The following is a 21595-nucleotide window of genomic DNA, read 5'->3' on the forward strand; positions in this document are numbered from 1 at the left end:
TTGGTTTCATAAATCTACCGATCCACTTGTTTGTAGATACTTTTCGAGATTCACTTGAAGCGAGGTCCAACGCAAGAACAGATCGTTTGCGGGCGCAGCAGTTGAAAAGCCTATCAAGACGCAGCGGCCGACAAAGGTGCTGCGTGCACGGCGCGTTGCCGGCCGGCAAAAACATCACCGACTGCGATCAGGACGGGGTTTTCGTAGCCGATCTCGCTGATGCCTTCGCCAAGTCCTGCAAGGTTGCCGTGCCACTGACGCTGCGTCGTGCGGCTCACGTCGCTCATGATGACGGCTGGCGTTTCGGGCGACAGGCCTTCGGCCATCAGCCGTTCGGCAATGAGCGGCGCTGTTCTCCCGCCCATATAAAAGACGGTTGTCGTATGCGGATCGGCAGCGGTGGCCCAATCGACATCCATAGGCAATCCGCCATGGCGGGAATGGCCGGTGATGAAGCGTACAGATTGGGCATGCTCGCGATGGGTCAGCGAAATGCCAAGGCGCGAGGCCATCGCGCTTGCGGCCGTGATGCCGGGAATGACGTCGACCGGAATATTTTCGCGATCAAGATGAGCAATTTCCTCGCCGGCGCGGCCGAAGATCATGGGATCGCCGGCCTTCAGCCGCACGACGCGCTTGCCCGCCTTTGCGAGTTTTACCATCATCGCGTTGATGTCTTCCTGGCGGCAGCTGGTGCGGCCGCCGCGCTTACCCACCAGCATGCGCTTGGCCTCGCGGCGCGCGAGTTCCAGCACCTCGGTGGAAACGAGATCATCGAAAAGGATGACGTCGGCGGCCTGCAACGCGCGAACCGCCTTCAGCGTCAGAAGCTCGGCATCGCCAGGCCCCGCGCCGACGAGAGTGACGCGTCCGGTTGTGCTTGTTGCGGATTTCAAGCCCCGAGCGGCAAGCAAAAGCTGCTCCTCGGCATGGTTGACAGCAGAACCGTCGAAAGCCATGTCGGCGAATTCTTCCCAAAAAAGCCGCCGAGCGGAAGCGGTTTCAAGGAGCCCGTTGACCTTGCCGCGTATCGACTGGGCAAGTCCAGCCCAGGATTTCAGCGTGCGCGGGAGCAAGGTCTCGATCTTGCGGCGGATGGTCTGGGCAAGAATGGGTGCTGCGCCATCCGTCGAGATTGCAACAACGACAGGCGAGCGGTTGACGATCGATCCGAACTGGAACTGGCAGAAATCCGGCTTGTCGATGACATTGACCGGAACGCCCGCCGCGCATGCCGCGTCGAAGAAGCGCCCGGCTTCAATCTCGTCGTCGCAGTCGGCAATTGCAATGGCAGCGCCCGTCAGATCTTCCACCTGCCAATGCCTCGGATGATGGATCAGTCTGGCTGCGGCGTGCTCGAGATTGCGGGCAAGAAGCGCCTTGAAGCTGTCGCTCAGCGTTTCGGCGTAGATTTCGACGTGAGCGCCGCAGGCAGCAAGAAGTTCCGCCTTCCAGGCGCAGGCGTCGGAGCCGCCGGCCACCACGCACTTCTTGCCTTCAAGCCCCCAGAAGACGGGCAGTTTTGCAAGCGGTTCCATGCGGGCAGGATTGTCATTCCGCGGCGGCTGCAAGACATCCATCGATGATCCCCTTGATTTCGGCGCGGCAGGAGCCGCAGTTGGTGCCGGCGTTGAGCTCTTTGCCGACTGCCTCGACGCTGTGGCAGCCGCTGCGGACCGCCGCGACGATCTGATTGACGCCGACGGCGAAGCAGGAACAGACCGTGGCACCTGGGTCCGGCTTGTCGGCGCCCGGCCGGCCGGCGACAAGCCCAAAGCGCTTGCGCAAGTCGCCATGTTCGGCGGCAAGCTGTGAGATCGCCCAGTTGCGAGCGACGGCGACCGGTTCGCGGGCCAAAAACAGCGCAGCAAGCAGGCGCGTGCCGTCGAAGAAGGCGAGCCGCAGATCGCCGGATTGCTGATCCGCGTAGCCGAGCGGCTCGATCTCGGCAGGAATGCCAAAGGTACTGCGGCACCAGCCGCACCAGTCTTCAAGCGCGTGGTCGAAGGCGAGTTCCAGTCGCCAGCCGCCATCTGCTTTCGCCAAGGCCCAATAGGCGGCACCGAGGCTTTGCGGTTTGCTCGCCGAGACTGCAAAGCCGTAGCGGACTGCCTTTAATGGCCGGGCGGCGACGGCGACGTTCTTGGAGGCAGGCTGGCCGGAGAACGGATCGGTGAGCGGGGCAACCACTGCGTCGATGCGAGCCTTGGCGGCAAATTGATCGTTCCAGTGCATGGGTACGAAAATGCTGCCGCGGGCCTGGCGTTCGGTAATCAGCGCGCGCACGACGGCCGTTCCCTGCGGGCTTTCAATTTCGACCAGACCGGCATTGCCGATACCGATTTCCATCGCATCTCGGGGGTGCAGTTCAGCAAAGGGTTCGGCGATATGGGCGGAAAGACGCGCACTTTTGCCAGTGCGCGTCATCGTGTGCCACTGGTCGCGGATACGTCCCGTGTTAAGCGTGAAGGGGTAGTCGGCGCTGGTGCGGTCAGATACGGGCGGCTCAACCGGCACGAAGCGTGCCTTGCGATCGGGATGAAAAAAGCTGCCCTTCGCAAAGAACCGGGTCACAGTCCTCTCGTCGCCGGTGGGCTGCGGCCACTGAAAGGGTGCCATCGCGTCGTAGGCAGCTTTCTCGATGCCGGCATAGGCGCCGATGTCGAAATCGCGGCTGCCACCGTTTTCGAAGGCGGAAAGCGCAGCATGCTCATCGAAAATGTCCGCTGGAGAGGCAAAGGCGAACGCATCGGCAAAACCGATGCGGCGTGCAACCTCGGTCAATTGCCACCAATCCGCGCGTGCATCGCCGGGGGCGTCGATGAAGGAACGCTGGCGCGAAATGCGGCGTTCGGAATTGGTGACGGTGCCGCTCTTTTCTCCCCAGCCAAGAGAGGGTAGCAATACGTGCGCATGGCGGGCGGTGTCTGTCGTCGTGAGAATATCCGAGACGACGACGAAAGGGCAGGCCCTGATCGCGGCCTCGACGGCAGAGGCATCCGGCAGCGAGACCACGGGGTTCGTCGCCATGATCCAGAGCGCCTTGATGCGGCCATCGCCGACTGCCTTGAACATGTCGACCGCCTTCAGGCCCGGCTTTTCGGCAATCGTCGGCGACTGCCAGAAGCGCTGCACGCGATCGCGGTCTTGTGTGCTCTCAATCGCCATGTGGGCGGCAAGCATGTTCGCCAGTCCGCCAACCTCACGGCCGCCCATCGCGTTCGGTTGGCCCGTGAGCGAGAAGGGACCCATGCCCGGCTTGCCGATGCGTCCGGTGGCGAGGTGACAGTTGATGATGACGTTGACCTTGTCGGTCCCTGACGAGGATTGGTTGACGCCCTGACTGTAGCAGGTGACGGTCTTTTCGGTCGCCTCGAAGAGGCGATAGAATTCACGAATCTGCATTGCCGGCAAGCCGGTCAGCTCCAGTACCTCGTTGAAGGAGACACCAGAGGCGGATACAAAAGCCTCGGCAAAGCCGTTCGTGTGTTCGGCTACATAATTCTGGTCAATGGCATTGTTTGCGATCAGGTGCTCGAAGAGGCCGAGGAAAAGAGCGACATCGCTGTCTGGCCGGATCGCTAGGTGCAGATCTGCGATGTCGGCAGTCATCGTCCGGCGCGGATCGATGACGACGACCTTCATGCCGGGACGCGACGCCTTGGCAGCCGCCAGCCGCTGATAGATGACCGGATGGCACCAGGCCAGGTTCGACCCGGCAAGGATCACCAGATCGGCCAGCTCCAGATCCTCATAGGTGCCGGGCACGGTATCGGCGCCGAAGGCGCGGCGGTGGCCGGCGACGGACGATGACATGCATAGGCGCGAGTTGGTGTCGATGTTGGCCGAGCCGATGAAACCCTTCATCAGCTTGTTGGCGACGTAATAGTCCTCGGTCAGCAGCTGGCCGGAGACATAAAAGGCGACGGAGTCGGGCCCGTGCTCGGCAATGGCATCCGAAAAGCGCTGCGCCACGAGATCAAGAGCCTCATTCCATCCGGCCCGCCGTCCCGCGATCTGCGGATGCAACAGGCGTCCGTCGAGATCGATCGTTTCGGCGAGCGCCGAGCCCTTCGAGCACAGCCGCCCGAAATTGGCCGGATGGTCCGGATCGCCCTTGACGGACACATTGCCGTCATCTGCGATCTTGGCGATCACCCCGCAGCCGACGCCGCAGTAGGGACAGGTCGTCTTGATCTCTTCTGCCATCTATTCCGCCGCCATCATCAAGCTTTCGAGGGCAATGAAGAGGGCGCCGTCCTGGTTGCGGACCGGAATGGTGCGCACCGCGCCCTCATCGGCGCCAAGCGCCTTGCCGGTTTCGAGCGAGATGACCCAGTTGTGCAGCGGGCAGGTGACCGCCTTGGCATGCACGATACCCTGGCTGAGAGGGCCGCCCTTGTGGGGGCAGTGATCTTCTATGGCGAAGACCTCGTTTTCAGCCGTCCGGAAGACGGCGATCTTGCCCTGCGGCGTCTTCACGCAGCGCGCTCCGCGCAGCGGGATCTCGGAGATATCACCGATTGCAATCCAGTTCATGCTGATCTCCTTACTCTGCAGCCTGCGGATAGCCGATTGTCGCCATCGGCTTGAACTCGTGCTTATCCTTGCCGGAGACGCGCTCCGACCAGGGATCGACCTGGGCGAATTTCTGGCTGAACACGAAGCGGTCGAAATAGGCCTTGCGCTTTTCGGCATCGCCCATGATCTGGCGACGGATCTCGTCGATGCCGATGCGCTTGGCCCACTTGTAGATGCGCTCGAGGTAACGTGCCTGCTCGCGGTACATCTGCGTCAGCGCAACGATATGCTCCAGTGCTTCGTCTTCGGTCTTGACGAGACCGAGGATCTCGGTGCCCTTGATGTCGAGACCGGCCGCACCGGCGAAATGAATTTCGTAGCCGGAATCCACGCAGATGACGCCGACATCCTTGCAGGTCGCCTCCGCGCAGTTGCGCGGACATCCGGAGACAGCCATCTTCAGCTTTGCCGGCGTCCAGGAGCCCCACATGAACTTTTCGATACGGATGCCGAGCCCGGTCGAATCCTGCGTGCCGAAGCGGCACCAGTCGGAGCCGACGCAGGTCTTTACCGTGCGCAGGCCCTTGGCATAGGCCTGACCGGAGACGAAGCCTGCCTTGCCGAGATCGGCCCAGACGGCCGGAAGGTCCTCTTTTTCGACGCCGAGCAGGTCGATGCGCTGGCCGCCGGTGACCTTAACCATCGGGATTTCGAACTTGTCGACCACGTCGGCGATGGCGCGCAGCTCCTTGGAGCTGGTAACGCCACCCCACATGCGCGGCACCACCGAATAGGTGCCGTCCTTCTGGATGTTGGCGTGGACGCGCTCGTTGATGAAGCGCGACTGATAATCGTCGGCATATTCATCCGGCCAGTCGCAGACGAGGTAGTAATTGAGCGCTGGACGGCACTTGGCGCAGCCGCAGGAAGTCTTCCACTCCAGCTCCTGCATGACGGCAGGGATGGTTTTCAGCCCCTTGGCCTTGATCAGGCGCCGGACGTCGTCATGGCCAAGTTCGGTGCAGGTGCACATCGGCTGCACGGCGGCAGGGTTATAGCTGTCGCCGAGCGTCAGCGCCATCAATTGCTCAACGAGGCCGGTACACGAGCCGCATGAGGCCGACGCCTTCGTGTGAGCGCGTACGTCGTCCAGCGAGGTCAGCCCCTTGGAGGTGATCGTCGAGGTGATTTTGCCCTTACATACGCCGTTGCAGCCACAGATTTCCGCGTCATCCGGCAAGGCTGCAACGGCCGCCATAGGGTCCAGTGGGGACCCTCCCTGGTAGGCCTGTCCGAAGATCAGCGTCTCGCGCATCTCGGAAATGTCGGTCTGCTTCTTCTTGAGATCGTTGAACCAGGCGCCGTCAGCGGTTTCGCCGTAGAGCACAGTTCCGATGATCTTGTTATCCTTCAGCACCAGGCGCTTGTAGACGCCAGCGGAAGCGTCGCGAAGGACGATCTCCTCGCGGTCGTCGCCATCGGCGAAATCACCAAGCGAGTAGAGCTCGATGCCGGTGACCTTGAGCTTGGTCGGAGTGTCGGAGTGAACGAAGGCCGCAGAAGTGTCGCCGGACAGATGGGCGGCGGCAACGCGGGCCATTTCGTAGAGCGGAGCGACGAGACCGTAGACCTGTCCACCGACTTCGGCGCATTCGCCGAGCGCCATGATGCTGCCGTCCGAGGTCTGCATGCCGTTATCGACGACGATGCCGCGATTGACCGCGATACCAGCCTCTTTGGCCAGGCCGACATTCGGACGGATGCCGACGGCCATGACGACGAGCGTTGCCGGAATGATCCGTCCGTCGTCGAGCTCGATGCCCTCGACCTTGCCATCGCCGATGATTGCCTTGGTATTGGCCTTGGTGATGACCTTGATGCCGCGCTCCTCGACTGCCCTTTGCAGCAGATAGCCGGCCGCAGGATCGAGCTGACGCTCCATCAGCGTCGGCATGACATGCAGCACGGTCACGTCCATGCCACGCTGGGCAAGACCGGCTGCCGCCTCAAGACCAAGCAGGCCGCCGCCGATAACGATCGCCTTTTCGCGTGACTGGGCAGCGAGCAGCATTGCCTGGACGTCGTCGAGGTCGCGGTAGGTGATGACGCCGGGGAGTTCCTTGCCGGGAACCGGAATGATGAAGGGCACGGAGCCGGTGGCGATCACCAGCTTGTCGTAGCTTTCGGTGACGCCGTGGTCGGAGGTCACGGTCTTCGCGTGCCGATCGATCGCAACGATCTTGTGGCCCTTGTAGAGCGTGATGCCGTGCTTGATGTACCAGCCGTCGCCGTGAATGATGATCTGCTCATAGTCCTTTTCTCCGGAAAGAACAGGCGAGAGCATGATGCGGTCATAATTGACGCGCGGCTCGGCGTTGAAGATTGTGACCTCGTATTGGCCGGGGGCCTTTTCGAAGAGGTGCTCGAGCATGCGCCCGGGCGCCATGCCGTTGCCGATGATAACGAGTTTTTCTGTCATAGTTACAAGTCCTTAGATTAGGTTGCCGCCACTGCAGGCACGGCGTGCCCTTGGCGTGACAGGTGCTTGACGGACAGGTGCATCCAGATGAGCGACGTCACGACGATGGCAAAGAGCAGCAGGAAGCAGCTGGACCAAAGGCCGGTGACGTCCTTGAGCAGGCCGAAAGCGATCGGAAGGATGAAACCGCCAAGGCCGCCCATCATCCCGACGACGCCGCCGACGGCGCCGACGCTTTCGGGATAGTAGGCCGGAATGTGTTTGTAGACGGCCGCTTTGCCGAGGCTCATGAAGAAGCCGAGCACGAAGATGACGATGATGAAGATTGCCGGCGTGATACCAAGCGCAGGCCCGGGTCCCGATGGAGATGCAGCCGGGAGCGACAGGATGAGGGTGGCGGCGGCAGAAACGGCCAGCATCGCGTACATGACGCTTCTTGCGCCCTTCTTGTCGGATAGAACGCCGCCGAATGCTCTAAAGATGCTGCCTGGCACGGAATAGGCCGCAGCAATCATGCCGGCGATTTCCAGATTGAAACCGTAGACGCCGACAAGATAGCGCGGCAACCACAAAGACAGGGCGACAAAGCCGCCGAAGGCGAAAAAATAGTAAAGCGAGAAACGCCAGACCTGGATGTTCTTGAGAGGAGCGAATTCTTCAAGGAAGCTCTTGGATGCGACGCCGCGACAGCGGCGGTCGCGATAGGCCGGGTCGTCGGTGGTCGAAAACCAGAAGACGATTGCCATCGCCAAAAGAACGAGCGCCCAGATCTCGGCAACCGCCTGCCATCCCCAGGCGATAAGCACGAAGGGCGCCGCGAACTTGGTAACCGCGGCACCGACGTTGCCAGCGCCGAAAATCCCAAGCGCGGTTCCCTGCTTTTCTGGCGGAAAGAACGGCGAGACATATGCGACACCAACTGCGAAGGAACCACCGGCGAGGCCGATCCCGAGTCCCGCGATCAGCATTTCTGTGTAGCTTGTTGCGTAGGAGAGCAGGAAAGTCGCTATGGCCGCTGCCACCATGGTGAGCGTGTAGACCAGACGGCCGCCGTAACGGCTCGTCCATATGCCAAGCACGATCCGGACGAGCGAGCCGGTCAGCACAGGGGTGCCGACCAGCAATCCGAATTCTGCCTCGTTGAGACCGAGCTCCTGTTTGATACGAACGCCTATAATCGCAAAGATCGTCCAGACGGCGAAGCAAACGGTGAAGGCGACCGTCGAAATCCACAATGCTCTGGCTGGCTCGCCAGCAGACATAGACTGGGGTTTCTCAGAAAAAGGCATGGCTTCTCCAGGGCCCGACAATGTCGTGCCAATCCATCGTTGAGAGTTTAAACAAAAAGCCGCTGGCCAGGTCGCGCACACACGAATGCGCGGGATGTCCTGATCAGCGGCTTTGCTTGAGGCGCCCGTCTTTGGACGCCGAAATATGCGACCTTTCGGCCTCGTAAATTATCTATGCAAGAGGCGTGCCAATTCGAAATCCAGGCCGATTTCGCCTTTTCTCGTCGCAAGTCAGCCTTATTGGTCAGGATGGCACGGGCGAGACCGCCAGCTTCTTCGGCCAAAAATTATGCAATGCATAGAAAATGGGCGTTATGCTATGCCTGCTTTTGAGCAGCGATATACGCATCGACGCTATCGGGATCAAAGAGATTGCCGTCGAAAAAGCCATCCGGACCGAGTGTCATCGTGCCGCTGGAGCCAACGGGCGTTTCCATGCGCAAGGCGCCCTCAACCTTGGAACTTGCAGCCGGCATGGCAACGCCGAGCGCCTTTAGGGCATTGCGATAGATATCCGGCCGGTAGGTGTTTCCGGCGACGTTCTGGTGGGCCGCGGTGTGATCGACGTGACCCCAGCGGACCATCTGCGTGTAGAACCAAAGCGCGTGGCTCTTCCATGGAAACGTCGCTGCCTTGGCGTGTGGGACGAAGAAGTCGCTGACCGTCTGCGTCGCGTTGCGGCCAACTTTAAGCACGCCGGTGACGGATGGACGCAGCCACTCTGCCGGGCAGTTGATATAGGCCGGACCCGAAAGCAATAGGACAAGCTCTTCATGATTGGCGGGGTCGGCGCACCAGAGTGAGGCATTGTAAAGCGCTCGCAGCAGGGCCACGAGAGCCTCGGGATGGCTATCGCCCCAGCGACTGTTGACGCCCAGCACCTTTTCGGGACTGGATTTCCAGATCGCCGCCTTGACGGTTGCAAGGTGCGCGCCGCGTTTGAGGACGCCGAAGGTATTCCAAGGTTCTCCAGCACAATAGCCGTCGATCAGACCGGACCTCAGCGCGTCACCCATATCCTGCGGCGGAAGGGTCATGATCTCGATCTCGCGGTCCGGATCGATGCCGCTTCCAGAAAGCCAGTAGCGCAATTCGTAGTTATGTCCGGAATAGGGGTGTACGATACCGAAACGAAGCCTGTCGCCTGCCCGCCGCGAAATCACTTTTTTCAGCGCCGCACCGATTGCGCGCGCATCAAGCGGATCGGTTGCGCCATCATCGGCCATTTCCCGCCACAAGGGGCCCGAAACGGTGACGGCATTTCCGCCGAGCCCAAGCGCCATGGGCACGATCATGCGCGGCGCGGGAGCCATGAGACCGAAATTGCAGGCGATCGGCATAGGGGCAAGAATATGAGCGACTTCGAAATGGCCGACCGCCAGCCTGTCCCTGATCGTTGCCCAGGATCGCTCCCGCACCAGCGTGAGGGCTACTTCCTGCGCTTCAGCAAAGCCCTTCTCCTTGGCGACGACGAGCAGCGCGCTGTCGAGAAGCGGAACGAAGCCCGCGGTGATGTCATGCCTGTTGCTCATACGTCCGCTCCAGGATCAAGCAGGTTTGCCGCGGTGACGAGGCTTTGAGCGATCTCGACGACTTTCCTGTTCTGGTTCATAGCCGTGCGCCGCAATAGCGCGTAGGCTTCCTCTTCCGACAGCCCGCGGGTGCGCATCAGCAACCCCTTGGCGCGATCGATCAGTTTGCGTTTTTCCAACTCGCCGCGTGTTTCTTCCAGCTCTCGGCTCAATCGCGCAAACGCATTGAAACGACTGATCGCCATCTTGAGGATGGGTCGGACCCGTTCCTGCTTCAGGCCATCAACGATATATGCGGAAACTCCCGCCTCGACCGCAGCTTCGATCGAGGCTTCATCGGACTTGTCCACGAACATGGCGATGGGCCTCTTCACCGCACGCGATATCTGGAAGATGCTCTCAAGCATGTCGCGGTTGGGGTTTTCGAGATCGATGACGATGACATCGGGATTGATCTCGGTGATACGCCTGGCAAGACCGTTCATATCATCGATGATCGTGACCCTGTCATAACCGGCCTCGCGCAAACCGTCCTCGATGATGGACGCACGAATGCGATTCTCATCAATGACCAGAACATTCAGACTGTTAGGTTTCACGAGACCGCGCCACGGGTTACTGGCATTCATTCGCTACCGGCGCGCCGATGGTGCAGGAGCCACCGGACACGACGCCGCAGATGCGCGAAGACAGCCACAAAATCAAGCAGTATCTTGGCTGCCTGATCTCCATGCTCTGCGCGCGCGATCGGGGTCCGTCTCTAACCGAGTGGTCGAACACGGCATCTGCCCAGCGGTAATCGTTATAGGTTACTCCGCGGCTTCAACGAAGCGGTGACGTTCGTAAAGGAACTTCAAAACGGCCTCGCGGCATTTGAGATAAGTGCGGTCCGAAGCGAGTTCGATGCGGTTGCGCGGCTTCTCGATCGGCACATCGAGGATTTCACCGATCTTGGCCGCTGGCCCGTTGGTCATCATCACTATGCGGTCGGAGAGCAGCACGGCCTCGTCGACATCGTGGGTGATCATCACCATCGTGTTGCCGAGACGTGCGTGGATGTCCATCACCGCATCCTGCAGATGGGCACGCGTCAGCGCGTCGAGCGCACCGAAGGGTTCGTCGAGCAGCAGGATCTTCGGCTCCATCGACAACGCACGGGCGATGCCGACGCGTTGCTTCATGCCGCCGGAAATCTCAGAAGGCCGCTTGTCCTTGGCGTGGGCCATCTGGACAAGATCAAGATTGGCCATGACCCATTCGTGACGCTCCGCCCTGCTCTTTAAGCTGCTGAAGACCTTGGAAACGGCCAGGTTGACGTTTTCATAGACGGTGAGCCAGGGAAGCAGGCTGTGGTTCTGGAACACGACGGCGCGTTCAGGACCGGGCGCATTGACTTCCCGGTTTTCGAGAAGCACAGCACCGGCCGAAACCGGCGTCAAACCGGCGATCAGGTTCAAGAGCGTGGATTTGCCGCAGCCGGAGTGGCCGATGATCGATACGAACTCACCCTTGGCAATCGTCAGGTTGATGCCCTTCAGCACTTCGGCGCGCGTTCCGGCCCGGTCAAAATGCTTGTCGATATGGTCGAGCTTGAGATAGGCAGTCATGATCGTTCCTCTCAGTTGGCCGAAGCGCCGCGGGTGACCAGTCGGCCTGCGGCGGCCACCAGCTTGTCGAGCGCAAAACCGACGACGCCGATATAGGCCAGGGCGACGATGATGTCTGGCAGGCGCGACGAGTTCCACGCATCCCAGATGAAGAAGCCGATACCGACGCCGCCGGTCAGCATCTCGGCTGCGACGATGGCAAGCCACGACAGACCGACGCCGATACGAAGGCCGGTAAAGATGTAGGGCGCAGCCGACGGCAGCATGATCTTGAAGAAGAACTCGAAGTGGTTGAGCCGCAGCACCTGCGCCACGTTGCGGTAGTCCTGCGGGATATTGCGCACGCCAACGGCGGTGTTGATGATCACCGGCCAGATGGAGGTGATGAAGATCACGAAGATTGCTGAAGGATTGGAATCCTGGAAGGCAGCGAGCGACAGCGGCAGCCAGGCAAGTGGCGGGACGGTGCGCAGGACCTGAAAGATCGGGTCGAGCCCGCGCATGGCCCAGACCGATTGGCCAATGACGGCGCCGATGACGACACCCGAGATCGCGGCAAGGCCGAAGCCGTAGGCGACGCGCTGCAGCGAGATGATGACACGCCAGCCAAGCCCGATGTCCTGGGAGCCGTAGTTGAAGAACGGATAGGCGATCAGATCAAAGCTTTCCTGCCAGACCCGGTGCGGAGAGGGCAGCGAGGCGTCGGGCGAGGAACAGAGCACCTGCCAGACGGTCAGTATGATCGTAAGCACGACAAGCGGCGGCACGATGGTGCGCGCGGCCGCCATCGCAACGCCGCGGACATTGATCCGGGGCGCCGGCTGTCTTGCAAGGCGGACGACATTTGCGGCCTTCGGCGCAGTCTTTGCCGGTATGGGTTCTTTCTTTGCCAGGGCGGACATGAGGCGCTCCTCGTCGTAAATAAAAGGCCGGCGCGCCTGTCACGCGCCGGAGGTGGGGATCAGGATGCGGCCTTGATGGCAAGGCTATCGAGATAGGCGGACGGATTTTCCGGATCGAAGACCTTGCCGTCGAAGAAGGTTTCCTTGCCCCGGGACGCAGAAGCGGGGATGTCGGCGGCAGCGACACCCAGCGCCTTGGCCGCATCGCGCCAGAGATCCTCCCGGTTGACCTGGTCGACGAGAGCCTTGATGTCGGTGTCAGGGGCGAACTTGCCCCAGCGGACGTTCTCGGCCATGAACCAGGTATCGTGGCTCTTGAAGGGGTAGGAGGCGCCGCCTGCCCAGAATTTCATGTAAAGGTCGGTGCCATGGGCGACACGGCCGTTGCCGTAGTTGATGTCACCCTTGAGGCGGCCGAGGATGTCCTTCGGCGGCACGTTGAACCATTGGCGCTTGCCGAGGATTGTCGCCATTTCCTCCTTGTTGTCCATGCTGTCGCACCATTGCTGGGCTTCCATCACGGCCATCAGCAGGGCGCGGGTGGCATTCGGGTTCTTCTCGACCCAGTCGGCGCGCATGCCGAGCGCCTTTTCCGGATGTCCCTTCCAGAGTTCGCCGGTCGTTGCTGCGGTAAAGCCGACGCCCTGATTGACGAGCTGCTCATTCCACGGCTCGCCGACACAGAAGACGTCCATGTTGCCGACCTTCATGTTTGCCACCATCTGCGGCGGCGGCACGACGATGGTCGAGACGTCCTTGTCCGGGTCGATGCCGCCGGCGGCAAGCCAGTAGCGGATCCAAAGGTCATGAGTGCCGCCCGGGAAGGTCATTGCGGCCTTCACTTCCTTGCCTTCGGCCTTCTTTTTTTCGAAGGCCGCCTTCAGCTTGGATGCGTCGAGCTGGACGCCGGTATCGGCATATTCCTTGGCGACGGAAATGCCCTGGCTGTCGTAGTTCAGGCGGGCGAGCAGGGCCATCGGTACCGGCTGATTGTTCTGCGTCACCTTGCCCGTATGCATGAGATAGGGCAGCGGCGAAAGGATATGGGCGCCGTCGATGCCATTCGAAGCCCCGCCGAGAACCAGGTTGTCGCGTGTTGCTCCCCAGGAAGCTTGCTTGGCGACCTCGACATCGGGAAGGCCATGTTTTTCGAAAAGGCCCTTCTCCTTGGCGACGATCAACGCGGCAGCGTCGGTCAGCGCGATGAAGCCGAGTTTGGCGCCCGTGACTTCTGGTGCTGCGGCTGCTGCAAAGGCGCCGGACGGAAAAGCGGTGCGGACTGCGCCGATCAAGGCAGCCGCGGCGGTCGTTTTCAGGAGGCTGCGGCGGCTCATTCCGCTCGTAAGGATCTTGTTCATGCGCTGGTTCCCCTTGTTGGTCGTCGCAGGAATTCTCGGAATAAAAAAACGCCGCCCGGAGATTGCGTCTGCGGGAAGGGAGAGTTCCCGGACAACAAAAACCGTGCGACGTCGATGTCTTTTGCAAGCGCTTATCGCGCGCTTATCCGCCAAGATCGCCATTGATCCGGGCAAGATCAATCCTGCAAGACGCGTGCCAGTTTTTGGTCTGAACTTTAGATCATTGAAATTAAATCAAGATCTTCGCTTTAAGGCCACATGCATAATTTTTAAGCTTGTGATGGCGCTGCATATATATTGTGCGAATGCTGTTTCTCGTGCGCAGGCGGCTGCCAGCCTTTTGTGCAAAGCAAAAGAAATCAGATCTCGTCGGTATCCGGTGCAAAGGGCAGGGTGCTCCTAACCGCAAAATCGCGGACATACTCCACGAGCCGCGCCGGATCGAAAATGCGGCCGTCCATGAAGCGGTCGCAGTCGCTGCTGCCTTCGATGCGGATATCGGCGTCCTGAGGCGTGCACGTCTCGCCGAGTGCCGTCCTGTAGAGGTCGGGGCGATAGGCGGAAGCTGCCGCGCGCGCGCTATTAAGGCTGATGGACGCCTGTCCCCAGCGGACCATCTGGCTATAGATCCACAATGCCTGGCTCGGCCGCGGGTAGTTTGCAAAGCCGCCATGGAACATGAAGTAGTTGTCGATGACGCGGCGGTGGCCCTTGGCGTCCAGGCTGAACTCGCCGGCAAGCACATATCGGATTATGTCGACGGGTGCTGCGATGTAGCGCTGATCGGCGAGTACCGCGGCCAATGCATCGTGGTTTGCGGCATGGTCGCACCAGCGCGCTGCGGCATCGAGCGCCACGATCAGCCGGGAGACCGTTTCGGGATGGCTCTGTGCCCAATCCGGCCGCATGCCGACGACCTTTTCCGGGGCTGACGGCCAGATATCCTGTTTTGTCGCAACGATCCGCCCGACGCCGCGCTCAGACGCCACCATGTTCCACGGCGCGCCGACACAGAAGCCGTCGATCGCGCCGGCGGCCAGAGCGTCAGAGGTGAGCGGCGGCGGGACGACGACGAGCTTTACGTCCTTGTCGGGATCAATGCCGCCTGCGGCCAGCCAGTAGCGGAATTCGTAATTGTGCGAGGAAAAGGGATAGGTCATCCCCAGCGTCGGCACCGGCTCGCCGGCCTGCCTCATCTGGTTCAGCACCAATGCAAAGGCGCGCGCGCTTTCGAGGGCGCCGGCTTTTTCGCAAAGACCTGCGGTTTCGCACATCCTTTCGAAGAGGCGCGTCGAAAGGGTGATCGCATTGCCGCCGCGCCCGAGCGAAAAGGGTGTGATGGTCGGCGAGGGGTTCGAGCCCAGTCCAAGCGCTGCCGCAACAGGCATCGGTGAGAGCATATGGGCTATATCGAATTGGCGAAAGGCCAGGCGGTCGCGAACATTCGCCCATGAAACGTCCCTGACGAGATCAAGGGTCAGGCCCTCCTTCTCGGCAAATCCGAATTCTGCGGCCGCAATCAGCACCGAGGCGTCGACCAAGGGAATGAAGCCGGCGCGAAGAACGCGCGGGCCCTCGCTGCTGAGCCTTGAAGGCGCACAGACGCGCCCTTGCTGTGTGTCAATTCTCGTCACCGCATTCACTCCGCAGTCCTCCCGACAATCGATTGGCCGTGGCGGCGGGTCACATCAGCAACCCTGCGGCCGTCACGACGCTTTGTGCGATTTCGGACATCTTCTTCTTCTCGTTCATCGCTGTCTGGCGCAGCAGGGCGAATGCCTGCTCCTCCGAAAGGCCGCGCATCTTCATCAGGATGCCTTTGGCCCGCTCGACGACCTTGCGCTCTTCGAGCGCCGACTTTGCATCGGCGAGCTCCCGCTGCAGGCGGCTGAAGGCGTTGAACCGGCTGACGGCCATATCGAGAATCGGTTTGACCCGTTCCTTCTTCAGCCCGTCGACGATATAGGCAGAGACGCCGGCCTCAACGGCTGCTTCGATGGAAGCCGTATCGGACCGATCGACAAACATCGCGATCGGCCGACTGACCGTTCGTGTCAGCTGGAACAGATGCTCCATCATGTCGCGGTTCGGGTTCTCGATGTCGATGATGATAACGTCCGGTTTCAGTGTTTCGATGATGCGGGCGACACCCTGGACCTCGTGAATGACGGTGACGCGCGTGTGGCCGGCCTCCTGCAATCCCTCCTCGATGATCGAGGCGCGGATCGCATTTTCATCTATGACCAGAATTGTCAGGTCGAAACGGCTCATGCGCCGTTTATGACGCACTGCAATAAATCAGGCAAGCAAAAAGCCATAAATTTAAGCATAAAAAATAAATGCACAAAAAATGCGCTTTTCTAGAAATCCGCAACCTTCCCCCAGGCGGACTTTTCGAAGCGCCTTGGATGATAGGGGCCAGGATCCACCAGCGGTTGCGAGCCCGTGGCGATATCTGCGATCAGATGTCCGGCACCGGGACCGATGCCGAACCCGTGTCCGCTGAAGCCGGCGGCAAGGATGAACCCTGGAACTGAAGCTATTTCGCCGATGGCTGGGACGCCGTCCGGTGTGCTGTCGATATATCCCGCCCAGACTGCCGTTATGTCTGTCGCAGCAAGAGAAGGCAAAAGCGCGCAGGCTCGACGATGGGTCAACGCAATGGTGCTGCGATCCGGATCCGGATCGAGGATGCGCATGCGCTCCATCGGGGTCGGAGCATCAAGACGCCAGCGGGCCAGGTTCTCATGGCCCGAGCGCCAGCCCTCGATGCCGCCTGGCGCAAGGCTGCGCCAGCGACGGGCGAACATTGGCAGGAATTGTCTTGAGAAACGAAACTGCTGCGGTGTCACGTCGACCCGTCCGCGTCCGCTGATGGCCAAAGTGAAGCCGCCATCGCCACGCCGGGTGACCGATATTTCTGCGGTATGGAGCGCATCCGGCAGATCATGCGCACCGGCCGACACCGAAAGGATTGACGATCGGATGGAAGCTTGCGGAAAGCGGATGCCGAGTTGGCGGCAGAAGGATGAAGCCCAGGCGCCGCCGGCCATGATGGCCGTAGGCGTCCGGATGGTTCCTTTCTCGGTCACCACGGCGCTCAATCGGCCAGCCGTCGTCTCGATGCCACGCGCAGCGCAATTCTGATGCACGCTGCTTCCGAGTTTCATGATCGCCCGGGCAACGGCAGGTGCGGCGCGTGAGGGATCGGCAGTCCCGTCCGACGGTGAAAAGACCCCACCTTTCCAGAGCCGGCCGCTCGCCTTGCCCCGTTCGGTTGCCTGCACACTGTCGAGCATGTTGGTCGTCACGCCGGCTGTTTTCGCAAAGTCGCGCCAGCGTGCCCAGCCTTCGAGCTCCCTTTCATTGTTGCTGAGGTAGAGGAGGCCGCAGCGCCGGAAACCGGTGTCTTCGCCTGTTTCGGCTGCAAATCGCTCCCACAGATCGAGGCTCTTCGTGGCGATCGGAAGTTCGCGCGCGTCGCGGTTTTGCTGGCGGCACCACCCCCAATTCCGGCTCGACTGCTCGGCACCAATCAGGCCCTTTTCGACAAGTGCGACCTTCAACCCTCTGCTTGCAAGGTAGTAGGCTGTAAAGACGCCGACGATCCCTCCGCCGATGATCACTGCATCAGCGCTTTCGGGCAGGGCTTGCTTCGTTTCGATTTTTTGAAGGGGGGCAGGCATCGACGTCTCCAGCTTGAGCCGTCAATCTACAGCCTGGCCCAGAAAGACGTAGCTGGAGTTCATGAGAGGTCAGCATTTTCTACTGTCCTTGCGCGACTGTGCAACCGTTTATGCTCGTCAGGACAAACGCACAGATAATGACAGGAGGCGCTTATATGCTAAGGTCGGATGGGCATGGACGCAGCATTTTCTGCTTCGGCATGTCGTTCGATGACACCAATTTGGCAGGGCTCACATGAAACTCGATCGGATCGACATCAAGATTCTCTATGAGCTGCAGAAAAATGGCCGGATCACCAATGTCGAGCTTGCCGAACTGGTCAATCTTTCGCCGAGCCCTTGCCTCATGCGGGTGAAGAAGCTGCAGGCAGAAGGCTATATTGTCGGCTATTCCGCCCAGGTGAATGTCGGCAAGCTCGGACAGACGCTCACGGTCTTCACCGAGATTACCCTCAAGAACCACAGGCAGATCGATTTCGCCCGCTTCCTTGCGGCAGTCGAGAAAGTCGACCAGGTGATCGAATGCCACCTGGTTTCCGGCGGCTACGACTATATGCTGAAATTCGTAACTGCGGGCATCGGCGAGTACCAGACCATCATGGAGCGGCTAACGGACATGGACATCGGCATTGACAAGTATTTCAGCTTCGTGGTGCTGAAATCGCCGATCGTCAAGGCCCACATGCCGCTGACCAGTCTCTTTCCGTTGTAGGATGCCGGCGCCTCAGCGCCGGCAATAGGCACGCACCAGTTCCGGATCCTGCTCAAGTCCGTCGAGCCAGGTCGGATCGAGCTTCGGCACGGAGGAAAAAAGCAGCTGCGAGTAGGGATGCTTTGGCGCCCTTTTCCGGTTGGACGGCAGGATCTCCTCGACTTTTTCGCCCGCATACATCACGACGATCTCGTCGCAGATCGCTTCCACCACCGATAGGTCGTGGCTGATGAAGATGTAGGAGAGGCCAAGTTCAAGCTGCAACTCCTTGAGCAGATCGATGACCGCTGCTGCGACGACCGTGTCGAGCGCCGAGGTGATCTCATCGCAGAGGATGAGCTTCGGATCTGCCGCAAGGGCCCGGGCGAAATTCACGCGCTGCTTCTGCCCACCGGAAAGCTCTGCCGGCCGCCTCTCGCGCACGGAAGTAGGCAGTTGCACCATGTTCAAAAGCTCGTTGATCCGCTTGTCGCGGGCCTTGCGGGCCATGCCGTGATAGAAGACGAGGGGCCTTGCCAGAATATCCTCGATCGATTTGGCGGGGTTGAGCGCGGTGTCGGCATATTGGAAGACGATCTGCATCTCCCGTAACTGCTCGCGGGTGCGCTGGCGGGCATTTTGCGCCAATTCTCGTCCGTTGAAGACGATCTGCCCCGCAGAGGCGGGCAGAATGCCCGCGATCGTCCGCGCCAATGTCGATTTTCCGCAGCCCGATTCGCCGATGATGCCGAGATTGCGTCCCCGCTCGACTTTAAGGCTGACCGAGCGGACGGCGCGTACCAGTGGCAGACCGTCCATCTGGATCGCGCCGTAGCCGGCAAACACGTTCTCGACTTCTAGGATGTGGGGATTGTCCGCTGCTGTTGCCGGCTGCGTGGTGCGCGCCTTGGGTTCGAAGGCAGCGAGCAGTTCGCGCGTGTAGGGATGTTTGGCGTTCGTGAGGATCTCTGTGGTGGTGCCGATCTCCTTGGTCTCGCCGCCCTTCAAGACGACGATGCGGTCGGCGATCTGGGCGACCACGGCGAGGTCGTGCGAAACGTAAATGCCGGCGATTCCGCCTTTCTTCATGACCGACTTGAAGGCGCGCAGCACCTCGATCTGCGTCGTCACGTCAAGCGCCGTGGTCGGCTCGTCGAAGATGACGAGCTTCGGGTCGCCGATCAGCGCCATGGCGGCCGAAAGACGCTGCAACTGGCCGCCGGAAACCTGGTGCGGATAGCGGCTGCCGATCGTTTCCGGCTCAGGCAGCGACAACGCCCTGAAAAGCTCGACGGCGCGGAGGCGCGCCTCGTCGGCCGACATAAGCCCATGAATTCGGGTGACCTCGATTACCTGGTCCATGATCGTGGCGGCCGGGTTGAATGCGGCGGCGGCTGATTGCGGAACATAGGTGACCTCGGTGCCGCGCACCCTGGCGCGCTGCTTTTCGCTCAGCCTCACCATGTCCTTTCCGGCGACGGAGACGCTGCCGCCGGAGATGCGACAGCCGGGGCGGGCATGGCCCATCAGCGTCAGCGCGATCGTCGTCTTGCCGGAGCCGCTTTCGCCGATCAGCGCCACGATCTCGCCCTCGGCGATGTCGAAGCTGACGCCGTTGATGATCTCGACGCGCCGGCCGGAATCGGTGGTGGCTTCGACTTTCAGGTCAAGGATTTCTACGAGCTTGGCCATCATTCGCTCCGATCCCGGATTTTCTGCGGCAGGTTGTCGATCAACAGGTTCACGCTGATCGTGAGGCTGGCGATTGCAAAGGAGGGTGCCATCACCGCCGGTGCGCCGAAGGGCAGGCCGCCGATGTTCTCGCGCACGAGAGCCCCCCAGTCGGCATAGGGCGGCTGGACGCCAAGGCCGAGGAAGGAGAGCCCGGAGAGCAGGAGCACGATGAACACGAAGCGGATGCCGAGATCCGCCAGGACCGGGCCAATGATGTTCGGAAGGATCTCGGAGCGAATGAGATACCAGGTGCTTTCGCCGCGGATGCGGGCGACGGTGATGAAATCCATCGCGTTGATGTTCACCGCAAGTGCCCGGGCGAAGCGATAGGCGCCGGGGATATAGATCACCGACAGCGTCAGGATCAGCACAGGAATGGAGGAGCCGACGGCAGCGACGACCACAAGGCCGAAGAGCTTGCCGGGTATCGAGTTGAGCGCGTCGAGGAACCGACTCAGGACTGTGTCGAGCCAGCCGCCGGCGACCGCCGCAATCATGCCGAGCACGACGCCGCTGAAGCAGGCGATGGTCACCGCGGCGAGCGAGATGCCGACCGTATAGCGCGCGCCGATCAGGATGCGCGAAAACATGTCGCGCCCAAGATAGTCAGACCCCAGCCAGAAGTCGGCGCTCATTGGGCCGAAGTAATCAAGGTCGACGATCTCGCCGACAGGGTAGGGGATGATCAGCGGCGCGAAGATCGCGATCAACGCCCAGACAAGGATGACCGAGAGACCGACCATGCCGATGATGTTGAAGCGATAGCCGAGCCGGGTTCCGGAAATCCGGTCAGACTTGGTCTCAGAACTGGTCATTGTCATCGGAGCCTCGGATTGGAAAGGATGGCTATGATATCGGCGGCCGTGATCAGGAGCAGGTAGCCGAGGCAGAAGATCATCGCGCAGCTCTGGATCAGCGGCAGGTCGCGGGTGGCGACGGCGTCGACCATCAGCTTGGCAATACCTGGATAGTTGAAGATCGTCTCGACAATGATGACGCCGCCGAGCAGGTATGAGAGCGAAAGCGCGACCGCGTTGACAATCGGGCCCAGAGCGTTCGGCAGCGCGTGCCGAAACACGATGCGCCGCCGCGAGGCGCCCTTGAGCAACGCCATCTCCACATAGGGCGTGTTGAGCGTCTCGATCACCGCTGCCCGGGTCATGCGGATCATTTGCGCCGAGATGACGAAGGTAAGCGTGATCACCGGCATGGCATAGATACGCAGGAGGTCTGTCAGCGACGTGACTTCGTTCGCGAAGGCGAGCGCCGGCAGCCATTTCAGATAGACCGCAAAGATCAACACCGCGGAGGTCGCTATCATGAATTCCGGCACGGAGATGACGCCGATTGTCAGCACGGTCACGATGCGGTCGTACAGCGAGCCACGTAGCATCGCCGCGGTGATGCCGAGCGTCAGCGCGATCGGCACGGAAAAGAGCGCGGTGACGCCCGCGAGCTGCAGCGTGTTGACGAAACGCCCGCCGATCAGATCCGCGACCGGCATTTCGTTGGCATAGGACGTGCCGAGGTCGCCCTGCAACAAACCGACGATCCAGCGCAGGAAACGGAAGATCGCCGGTTCGTCGAGGTGCATGGCCTTGCGCAGACCTTCGATGGCCTCCGGCGTGGCGGCCTGGCCGAGCAGGATCGTCGCCGTGTCTCCCGGCAAGAGCGTCGTGGCGAAGAACACGGCGAAGGAAACGATCACCAGCGTGATCACGGCGATGAGCATTCTGCTCAGGACAAGCGATAGGACACGGTTGTTCACGCGCGTTCCCTTTCGGCATTCGAGATTT

Annotated in this window: 17 protein-coding genes; 1 reads left to right on the forward strand and 16 read right to left on the reverse strand. The window is 60.9% G+C overall.

Features of this window, described 5'->3' with window-relative positions:
- Positions 1-113 precede the first annotated feature (113 nt).
- The 13 genes from cysG to BLP23_RS25500 all read right to left on the reverse strand — a co-directional run bounded on the left by cysG (position 114) and on the right by BLP23_RS25500 (position 17374).
- The gene (cysG, locus tag BLP23_RS25440; protein ID WP_092587508.1) at positions 114-1580 is read right to left on the reverse strand and encodes a siroheme synthase CysG; all 1467 of its coding nucleotides are present in this window, start codon (positions 1578-1580) and stop codon (positions 114-116) included.
- Complete coding sequence (locus BLP23_RS25445) at positions 1552-4209, reverse strand: nitrate reductase (protein ID WP_092587509.1); 2658 nt, start codon at positions 4207-4209, stop codon at positions 1552-1554. Before BLP23_RS25445 ends, cysG begins: the two co-directional genes overlap by 29 nt.
- Complete coding sequence (gene nirD, locus BLP23_RS25450) at positions 4210-4539, reverse strand: nitrite reductase small subunit NirD (protein WP_022716194.1); 330 nt, start codon at positions 4537-4539, stop codon at positions 4210-4212.
- A 10-nt stretch (positions 4540-4549) separates the two neighbouring features.
- On the reverse strand, positions 4550-7000 hold the full coding sequence (nirB, locus tag BLP23_RS25455; RefSeq protein ID WP_092587510.1) for a nitrite reductase large subunit NirB: 2451 nt from the start codon (positions 6998-7000) through the stop codon (positions 4550-4552).
- 17 nt (positions 7001-7017) lie between these two features.
- Positions 7018-8289: an MFS transporter gene (locus BLP23_RS25460; RefSeq protein ID WP_092587511.1), complete on the reverse strand. Its 1272-nt coding sequence runs from the start codon at positions 8287-8289 to the stop codon at positions 7018-7020.
- Between the two features lie 317 nt (positions 8290-8606).
- Positions 8607-9821: a CmpA/NrtA family ABC transporter substrate-binding protein gene (locus BLP23_RS25465; RefSeq protein ID WP_092587512.1), complete on the reverse strand. Its 1215-nt coding sequence runs from the start codon at positions 9819-9821 to the stop codon at positions 8607-8609.
- Entirely contained in the window at positions 9818-10450 is a 633-nt protein-coding gene (locus BLP23_RS25470) for an ANTAR domain-containing response regulator (RefSeq protein ID WP_208603201.1), read from the reverse strand. Before BLP23_RS25470 ends, BLP23_RS25465 begins: the two co-directional genes overlap by 4 nt.
- A 180-nt stretch (positions 10451-10630) precedes the next feature.
- On the reverse strand, positions 10631-11428 hold the full coding sequence (locus tag BLP23_RS25475) for an ABC transporter ATP-binding protein (RefSeq protein WP_092587513.1): 798 nt from the start codon (positions 11426-11428) through the stop codon (positions 10631-10633).
- A gap of 11 nt (positions 11429-11439) precedes the next feature.
- The gene (ntrB, locus tag BLP23_RS25480; RefSeq protein ID WP_092587514.1) at positions 11440-12330 is read right to left on the reverse strand and encodes a nitrate ABC transporter permease; all 891 of its coding nucleotides are present in this window, start codon (positions 12328-12330) and stop codon (positions 11440-11442) included.
- A gap of 59 nt (positions 12331-12389) precedes the next feature.
- Positions 12390-13688 carry a CmpA/NrtA family ABC transporter substrate-binding protein gene (locus BLP23_RS25485; RefSeq protein WP_092587515.1) on the reverse strand — a complete coding sequence of 433 codons (1299 nt, stop codon included), beginning with the start codon at positions 13686-13688 and terminating at the stop codon, positions 12390-12392.
- A gap of 359 nt (positions 13689-14047) precedes the next feature.
- The gene (locus tag BLP23_RS25490; protein ID WP_092587576.1) at positions 14048-15322 is read right to left on the reverse strand and encodes a CmpA/NrtA family ABC transporter substrate-binding protein; all 1275 of its coding nucleotides are present in this window, start codon (positions 15320-15322) and stop codon (positions 14048-14050) included.
- Between the two features lie 49 nt (positions 15323-15371).
- Positions 15372-15959: an ANTAR domain-containing response regulator gene (locus BLP23_RS25495; protein ID WP_092587516.1), complete on the reverse strand. Its 588-nt coding sequence runs from the start codon at positions 15957-15959 to the stop codon at positions 15372-15374.
- An 89-nt stretch (positions 15960-16048) separates the two neighbouring features.
- Positions 16049-17374 carry an NAD(P)/FAD-dependent oxidoreductase gene (locus BLP23_RS25500; protein WP_092587517.1) on the reverse strand — a complete coding sequence of 442 codons (1326 nt, stop codon included), beginning with the start codon at positions 17372-17374 and terminating at the stop codon, positions 16049-16051.
- Positions 17375-17609: 235 nt separating this feature from the next.
- Here BLP23_RS25500 and BLP23_RS25505 point away from each other — a divergent pair, with 235 nt between their 5' ends.
- Entirely contained in the window at positions 17610-18086 is a 477-nt protein-coding gene (locus BLP23_RS25505) for an Lrp/AsnC family transcriptional regulator (protein WP_092587518.1), read from the forward strand.
- A 12-nt stretch (positions 18087-18098) separates the two neighbouring features.
- On the opposite strand, the gene BLP23_RS25510 is transcribed toward BLP23_RS25505, so the two are convergent.
- Genes BLP23_RS25510 through BLP23_RS25520 form a run of 3 tightly spaced genes read right to left on the reverse strand, consistent with a single transcriptional unit; the run spans position 18099 to position 21567 of the window.
- Positions 18099-19757, reverse strand: a complete 1659-nt coding sequence (locus BLP23_RS25510) for an ABC transporter ATP-binding protein (RefSeq protein ID WP_092587519.1) — start codon at positions 19755-19757, stop codon at positions 18099-18101.
- Positions 19757-20620, reverse strand: coding sequence for an ABC transporter permease (locus BLP23_RS25515; RefSeq protein ID WP_092587520.1), 864 nt, complete (start codon positions 20618-20620; stop codon positions 19757-19759). The genes BLP23_RS25510 and BLP23_RS25515 overlap by 1 nt, the downstream gene beginning before the upstream one ends.
- Positions 20617-21567: an ABC transporter permease gene (locus BLP23_RS25520; protein WP_092587521.1), complete on the reverse strand. Its 951-nt coding sequence runs from the start codon at positions 21565-21567 to the stop codon at positions 20617-20619. Before BLP23_RS25520 ends, BLP23_RS25515 begins: the two co-directional genes overlap by 4 nt.
- Positions 21568-21595 lie beyond the last annotated feature (28 nt).

Origin of the sequence: Rhizobium mongolense subsp. loessense (assembly GCF_900099775.1) — a bacterium.
In the GTDB taxonomy this organism is placed as follows: Bacteria; Pseudomonadota; Alphaproteobacteria; order Rhizobiales; family Rhizobiaceae; genus Rhizobium; species Rhizobium loessense.